The organism is Cecembia sp. (assembly GCF_007126775.1).
Classification (GTDB): Bacteria; Bacteroidota; Bacteroidia; order Cytophagales; family Cyclobacteriaceae; genus Cecembia.
On sequence record NZ_SLAP01000014.1, the window covers coordinates 1 to 7,245 of the forward strand.

The 7,245-nt window shown below is 41.6% G+C and carries 6 protein-coding genes, 1 pseudogene and 1 riboswitch; of the genes and pseudogenes, 2 read left to right on the plus strand and 5 right to left on the minus strand.

Annotated features, from left to right (window positions below; translation table 11 throughout):
* Positions 1-296: 296 nt before the first annotated feature.
* Positions 297-1,595: a voltage-gated chloride channel family protein gene (locus QZT73_RS01150; protein WP_291786195.1), complete on the minus strand. Its 1,299-nt coding sequence runs from the start codon at positions 1,593-1,595 to the stop codon at positions 297-299.
* Between the two features lie 23 nt (positions 1,596-1,618).
* Positions 1,619-1,685: riboswitch (Fluoride riboswitch) on the minus strand.
* A gap of 106 nt (positions 1,686-1,791) precedes the next feature.
* On the opposite strand from QZT73_RS01150, the gene QZT73_RS01155 reads away from it, so the two are divergent.
* Positions 1,792-2,691 (plus strand): TIGR01777 family oxidoreductase, encoded by a 900-nt coding sequence (locus QZT73_RS01155; RefSeq protein ID WP_291786197.1) that lies wholly within the window; start codon positions 1,792-1,794, stop codon positions 2,689-2,691.
* A gap of 426 nt (positions 2,692-3,117) precedes the next feature.
* Here QZT73_RS01155 and QZT73_RS01160 read toward each other — a convergent pair whose 3' ends face one another.
* Entirely contained in the window at positions 3,118-3,291 is a 174-nt protein-coding gene (locus QZT73_RS01160) for a PLDc N-terminal domain-containing protein (protein WP_291783866.1), read from the minus strand.
* Positions 3,292-3,294: 3 nt separating this feature from the next.
* On the minus strand, positions 3,295-3,528 hold the full coding sequence (locus QZT73_RS01165; RefSeq protein ID WP_363331078.1) for a PLD nuclease N-terminal domain-containing protein: 234 nt from the start codon (positions 3,526-3,528) through the stop codon (positions 3,295-3,297).
* A 90-nt stretch (positions 3,529-3,618) separates the two neighbouring features.
* Between QZT73_RS01165 and QZT73_RS01170 the strand changes: the two genes are divergently transcribed.
* Entirely contained in the window at positions 3,619-6,180 is a 2,562-nt protein-coding gene (locus QZT73_RS01170; RefSeq protein ID WP_291786198.1) for a M14 family metallopeptidase, read from the plus strand.
* Here the strand turns inward: QZT73_RS01170 and QZT73_RS01175 are convergent.
* Both QZT73_RS01175 and QZT73_RS01180 read right to left on the minus strand, forming a co-directional pair.
* The gene (locus tag QZT73_RS01175) at positions 6,162-6,782 is read right to left on the minus strand and encodes a hypothetical protein (RefSeq protein ID WP_291786199.1); all 621 of its coding nucleotides are present in this window, start codon (positions 6,780-6,782) and stop codon (positions 6,162-6,164) included. The two genes, QZT73_RS01170 and QZT73_RS01175, sit on opposite strands and share 19 nt — an antisense overlap.
* Before the next feature lie 121 nt (positions 6,783-6,903).
* Positions 6,904-7,245 (minus strand): annotated as a pseudogene (locus tag QZT73_RS01180) (catalase-peroxidase); the annotation flags it as partial.

Here is a 7,245-nt window from a genome sequence, read left to right on the forward strand (position 1 = left end):
CCTGCGGCTTTGATAATAGCGAGTGTAGCGTCCATGATTTCCGGACCAATGCCATCTCCTTTTGCGACTGTAATTCGTTTCATTGCCTTTTGATTTTTTGATGTTTATAGGACAAAATTGAGCATTCTATTTCATAAGTTTTTATTTATGTTTAATATACTAAACATAAATATTATTAATGATTTAAGAAAGCTCACACCCCACTTATAAAATCATGGGCAAAAAATTATCTAAAATATTATGGTCAGTAATATTTCTCAAACGAATCAAAAACCTGGATTTCCAGATAGAAAAAGTCAGAGCTCTCCCAGCTTAGTCCCTTTCTTATCCATCCTTTTCCGGCTTTTTGGACTGCCGATGATCTGGGAATTGTAAATCCCAGCGTGACCGCTAAAAACATAGGCCAATACACAGGCCAAGCCTATAAAAATCCCAGATTCTGCTCCAAAAAGTTCGATCCCCATTAGAGTACAAGCCAAAGGGGTATTGGTGGCACCGGCAAATACGCCCACAAAACCCGCTCCAGCCAATAAAGCCATAGGAAGGGGTATCACACCTGAAAGGGCATTGCCCAAGGTAGCACCGGTATAAAATAATGGTGTTACTTCACCTCCTTTAAACCCTGCGCCTAAAGTCAAAGAAGTCATGAAAATTTTAACCAAAGAATCGTACCATGGCAAGGTTTCTGAAAAGGAATCCACAATGGTCGGGATACCCAGTCCGATATATTTGGTGCTTCCCATAGCCCAAACCAGCAAAGCCACCAAAACACCCCCAAATACAGGCCTTAAAGGAGCATAGGAAATATAATGCTTAAAAATATGCGACCAAGTGTGAGTGGCTTTGGCAAATAAGCGGCCTGCAATACCAAAAGCGATTCCTGCTGGAATGATCCATAATAAATTAGGGATATTGATCGCTGGAATGATATCAATGGTATAATGCGTATGGTGGACGTTCCAAAATTCTGAACAGGCATAATCCGCCACATAAGCACTGATAAAAGCTGGTAGAATAGCCTCATACCTTACCCTTCCTATTACCAACCATTCCAGAGCAAATACTGCTCCTGCCAATGGGGTTCCGAATACAGAAGCAAAACCTGAGGCTACACCAATGGTAATCAATATTTTACGGTCTTCTTTGGTCAGTTTGAGCCATTTGGTAAACTGGTCCGCAATGGCTCCGCCCATCTGCACTGCTGTACCTTCTCTACCTGCCGATCCCCCAAAAAGATGGGTGGCTAAGGTACCAAAAAGGACCAGAGGAGCCATTCTCAGTGGAATGGTCTTTTGTGGATTATAAAACTCTTCGAGCAATTGGTTATTACCTTTGACTACTGATTCCCCAAGGTAATGGTAGGTTAGACCTATGATCAAGCCTCCAATGGGAAGTAATGCAATGATCCAGATATTGGCCTCTCTAAAATCAGTTACCCAATTGAGCGAGATTAAGAAAAAGGCAGAAGCAGATCCCGCAATAAAGGCTATCACACCAGCTACTATCAACCACTTTACGGTAAATACAACACTTGGAATAAACTCTAATTGTAGAAATTCCTTGGCTTTCAAAAAAGATTTGACCCTCTCCAACATAAAGGATTTAATTTTAGTTTACAGTTGAAGCAGGAGTCATCAGCACCAAAAATGGGCGGTTACAGGTGGTACCCCATCACCTTGATCTTCACAAAAATATAATTTCTTATCGAATTCCTTAGCGGAAAGCTAAATTTTATGTAATATAAATGAAAATCAACTTGAATTGGTTTAATAAAAATCGAATCTGAATAACATGAAAAACATATTGATCGCCGGGGGATCCGGATTGGTAGGAAAAAAAATCACCCAATTGTTGGAAAGGAAAGGCTACCATATAGCTTGGCTCAGCCGCAATCCTGAAAAATACAGTCAAAAATCCTTTGCTTGGGATGTGGAAAAGTACGAGATGGATCCTGAAGCCATTGCTTGGGCAGATGGAATCATCCACCTTGCAGGAGAGGGGGTAGCGGATAAGCGATGGACGGCATCTAGAAAAAAAGCCATCTTGGAAAGCAGGACAAATTCCACAGCACTGCTTCTTCAAACCATCGAAAAATCAGACAAAAAGCCAGAGGTTTTCATTTCTGCTTCTGCAGTGGGTTACTATGGATTCAACACAGGAGATACCCTCATGGATGAAAATGGTCAAGCAGGCAATGACTTTTTGGCCCAAGTAGTCATTGCATGGGAAGATAAGGTGAAAAAAATTGAAGATTTGGGCATACGTACGGTCATGCTCCGTATCGGGATTGTGCTGGACAATAAAGGGGGGGCTTTGGTAGAGATGCTCAAACCGCCGGTTGCCGCTCCCTTGGGCAATGGCAAACAATGGATGTCCTGGATTGCCATAGATGACCTGGCCAGAATGTTTTTCTTTGCCTTGGAAAATAAATCGCTTAGTGGTATTTACAATGCCGTTGGCCCAAAACCTGCCACTAATGAAGAATTAACGCAAAAAGCGGCTAAAAAAGTAGGGAAGCTGTATATGGGAATTGGTGTTCCCGGCTTTGCGCTCAAATTGGTACTAGGCGAGATGGCCCAAATGGTATTGGGAGGCAATAAGGTCTCTGCCAAAAAAATCAGGGATGCCGGATTCGAATTCCGATACCCGAGTTTAGAAGAGGCTTTGGAGAAGATTTACAATACAGATTGATTTAAATTTAACCACTATTGAAGATCTTTGTGATATTGGATCAGAAATGACTGAAATGTTCGTCACTCTGATTTTTTAAAATTTGGCATTTACAGAAAGGCAATGAAAGTTATTGAAACGTCATGCTGAGCGGAGCTTGCGGAGTCGAAGCATCTCCTAAACTAAGGGAGATTCTTCCTTCGTCAGAGTGACGGTTACTCTAATCTATCATTGGAAGCGAAGAATCTCACATCTTAACTATGTGTATTATGATGCTATCCTGAATTTCGGGACAAGTTGCGGTAAAAAAATATTCCTTTTTTGTTTTTTTAACCGCTGAACTTGTCCCGCAAGGCGGGATGAATGAGGATTAACACAGATTACTTTGTTTAAAAAAATGTATTGTGGATAACTTTGTAATCCTTGGAAAAATATCCCGTAAGGATATTAAATGGTAGATTTTTTACCGATCAAAAACCAGAGAATCGTACCCAGTAGGGGTAAGAACAGCACCACTAAGATCCATACGATCCTATCGTTGGGACCTCCAAATTTACTGACAACCACATCATAAATGGTATAGGCATATATCGCCAAACCGACAATTCCCAGTCCAAACATAGCTTATTTGTTAATGTATTTACGGGCACTTAACTTCTGTTCCCGAGAAAGTATAAAATAGGCAAAAGGCCCTATAGGGTTAGCAAAAATTAGGACAATTGCCCAGACCAGTTTCATATTGCTGTCTTTAAACTCGGACTTCAACAGATCAACCAAAGCCCAAAGCCAAAGAATGGCATAACCAATACCAAACAGAAGAAAAAAAACTGCGTATGCAGAATTAACCATAAAATCCATACCATCAAGAATTATTGCCTTTCAAACGAAAATAGGTATTATTTTCCCATAATTTAACAAAATTGATTCTAAATTGAAATCTTTATTACCATGATGAATGCGATCCGATTTGTTTTTGCCCTGCTATTGGCCTGTTCAATCTTGCCCATTCAAGCACAGAATACCCTGGAATATTACCTACCTGAAGGGTTTACCTATAATCCAGACATTCCTACACCCCAATCCATTTTAGGCTTTGAAGTAGGGGATTGGCATGCCAGCCATGATCAGGTGGTGATGTATATGCAAGCCGTTGCCGCTTCCTCTGAGCGGGTAAGCATAGAGATTATTGGCAGGTCTTATGAATTGAGACCACAGGTTGTTTTGACCATTACTTCCCCCAATAACCATAACAATTTGGATCAAATAAAGGAGGAAAGGAAAAAACTCAGGGATCCTGCTGCTAGTCCAGATGTACAAAACATGCCATTGGTCATGTGGGCAGGATATGCAGTACATGGCAATGAAGCTTCCGCAGTCAATGCCGCACTTTTATCAGCCTACCATTTTGCAGCTGCAAATGAGATCGAAGCAGCGTTAGAGGATATCATTATTGTTTTGGATCCGGCACTGAACCCAGATGGGGTTAACAGATTTGCTTCTTGGGTCAATTCCCATAAAAGTTATGTTTTGAACGGAGATCCGAATAGTCGGGAACTCAATGAGGCATGGCCTAGGGGCAGGACAAACCATTATTGGTTTGATCTGAATAGGGATTGGTTACCTGCACAGCATCCGGAATCCCGGAACCGTGTGGCCAAGTTTCAGGAATGGCTGCCCAACATTCACTTGGATCACCATGAGATGGGCACCAACAGTACTTTCTTCTTTCAGCCGGGTATTCCTGCAAGGAACCATCCTTTGACGCCAAAGAAGAACTTTGAATTAACAGAAAAGATTGGCCAGTACCATGCCAAGCATTTGGATAAAATCGGTTCTCTTTACTATTCCCAGGAAAGTTTTGATGACTTCTACTATGGTAAAGGATCCACTTACCCAGATGTGCAAGGTTCCATTGGGATTCTCTTTGAACAGGCTTCTTCAAGAGGACACCTGCAGGAAAGCATTTATGGGCCTTTGACCTTTGCCTTTACAATCCGCAATCAATTTGTGACCACGCTTTCCTCATTTGAAGCAGCAAAAGAAATGCGTATCGAATTGAACACTTTTATGCGGGATTTTTACAGGGAAGTTAAAAATGAATACGATGCAGATCCCAACAAGGCCTATATCTTTGGTTCTAAAGAAGATGCAGGAAGAACCTTTCACTTGGCGGACATCATTTTACAACATGATATTGACCTATTCAGCCTGATGGAAGACATCACAATCAATGGAGTGGAATTCAAAAAAGAAAAAGCCTACATCGTGCCACTCAACCAACCCCAGTACAGGTTGATCAAATCCATGTTTGAAACCAGAACCAGCTTCCAGGACAGCCTTTTCTACGATGTTTCTGCCTGGACCATGCCTATGGCTTTCAATTTGGATCATATGAACTTAGGTAGCAGAATCCTCAACCTTGCCTCGGTAGAACCTGTGGAAAAATCACTTTCCTTAAGAGAAGGAAAAGTAATAGGTGAACCCGGAGCATATAGTTACATTTTCGGTTGGTCTGAATACTACGCGCCTAAAGCGGCCTATGCCCTTATGGATAAAGGATACCTTGTCAGGGTGGCAAATGATGAAATCACCTTGTCCGAGGGAACAAAAATGAAGCGTGGTAGCATCATCGTTGACAAAGGGTTAAGTAAAGTGGAGGACGACAAGTTTTTTGCTGACCTTCAGGAGACCGCCAAATCATCCGGTTTGGACATCCATGCCGTGAGTACAGGTTATACCAAAGGAATTAACTTGGGCTCTCCAAAAATAGATGTACTTAAAAAACCGGAAATTGCCATACTTGTTGAAGGAGGTGTAAGCAGTTCTGAAGCTGGAGAGGCTTGGCACTTGTTTGACCAACGGATGGGTATGCCTGCCACACTCCTACCTATGGACAGGTTAAATGCTGCAGATCTTAACCGTTACAATGTCATCTACATGCCCAATGGGAATTATGCTGCATTGGGCAAATCCGGAGCTGAAAAACTCAAGGCCTGGATTGGTGCTGGCAATACGCTTATTGCAAGAGGATATGCATTGAATTGGCTAAGCCAACAAGAAATAGCTGGATTTAAGTTTAAAAATGAACCCGAAAAAGACGGACAAATCCAAAGGTCCTACGCAGATTACCAAAATGCTACTGGGGCCAAAGTGACCGGAGGAGCTATCTTCCATACAAAGCTGGACAGTACCCATCCTATTGGTTATGGATTTGAAAAGGGAGAAATATTTAGTTTCAGAAACGGAAACCAATTTCTATTACCTGCCGAAAATGCTTATGCCAATCCTTTGGTCTATACTTCCAGCCCATTGGCAAGTGGCTATGTGCATCCCAGCAATTTGGAACAAATAAAAAATACAGGTGCTATTCAAATCTCTGCTTTAGGCAGGGGCCGCATTATCGGTATGGCAGATAACCCTAACTTTCGCGCATTTTGGTTTGGCACCAATAAGCTCTTTTTGAATGCTGTTTTCTTTGGGCAAACCATTAATCAGGGAACTGCAAGGTAAATCTGGTTAAAAAATTCCTGGATTTCCCTTCTTATTACCCTGGCATCCAAAGTATTGTTTTTCAAATGGCTGGATTCGACTTCGAATTCAGCCATTTTTATTGCCCCATCAGTTTGGTAAAGTGTGTATTGGGTAATGACCCTATGGTCTGTCTCGGAAACCAAGCCTCCAAAATTGGGGAAATTGGGGTTCATTTGTTCTCTGTATTCCAACTGGGAACTTAAACTGCTGTAGCGGAAGGGTTTTCTGCTAATTATCACGATATCGAGGAAATAATTTACACCTAAGTTGTCATACAACCTTTGGATATTCCTTCCCAGAGAAAAATCAGCTATCTCTGCAGCCCTCAATTCCAGTTCATACTCATCAGTATCCCATACCTCCAGAAAACCCCGTTGCTGAACTGATAATAAAGCCGACTCCATCAGGATATAGTAATCTTTTTGAGAGATATTTTGAGGGATATTGACAAGAATGCGCTGATTGAGATCCAAATGTGTGTAAGGTGCTATTTCGGATTTATTAATCCTGATGATATGTCCCCTGGGACTGCAGGAAACTACTGCCAAAAAAAGGATCAGAACCAATATTCGCGATATCATAGTAATTAATATTTTAATGCCTATTAGGGGTAAGTTAGGTGGAAATATGCACTATGTTTGAAAATAACAAAAAAAGGTAGGGCCAAAACGTCCCTACCTTTTTACCAATTTTGAGCTTTTATCAAGCCAGTTCAAAGCGGTCTAAATTCATCACTTTAACCCAAGAGGCCACAAAGTCTTTTACAAACTTCTCTTTTCCATCTGCGCAACCATATACTTCTGCGATGGCCCTGAGTTCAGAATTAGAGCCGAAAATCAAGTCAACCCTGGTGGCAGTCCACTTCGGTTCTCCAGTGTTTCTATCAGATCCCACAAACACATTTTGCGCATCGGAAGTAGCTTTCCAAGTAGTACCCAGATCCAACAAGTTTACGAAGAAATCATTGGTCAAGGCACCAGCCTTATCGGTAAGAACACCATGCTTAGAATCTTTGAAATTGGCACCCAATACACGAAGACCTCC

Excerpts from the sequence above, each read along its gene's own strand:
- QZT73_RS01150 (WP_291786195.1), bottom strand. The coding sequence starts at position 1,595 with ATGTTGGAGAGGGTCAAATCTTTTTTGAAAGCCAAGGAATTTCTACAA.
- QZT73_RS01155 (WP_291786197.1), top strand. The coding sequence starts at position 1,792 with ATGAAAAACATATTGATCGCCGGGGGATCCGGATTGGTAGGAAAAAAA.
- QZT73_RS01160 (WP_291783866.1), bottom strand. The coding sequence starts at position 3,291 with ATGTTTGGACTGGGAATTGTCGGTTTGGCGATATATGCCTATACCATT.
- QZT73_RS01170 (WP_291786198.1), top strand. The coding sequence starts at position 3,619 with ATGATGAATGCGATCCGATTTGTTTTTGCCCTGCTATTGGCCTGTTCA.
- QZT73_RS01165 (WP_363331078.1), bottom strand. The coding sequence starts at position 3,528 with ATGGATTTTATGGTTAATTCTGCATACGCAGTTTTTTTTCTTCTGTTT.
- QZT73_RS01175 (WP_291786199.1), bottom strand. The coding sequence starts at position 6,782 with ATGATATCGCGAATATTGGTTCTGATCCTTTTTTTGGCAGTAGTTTCC.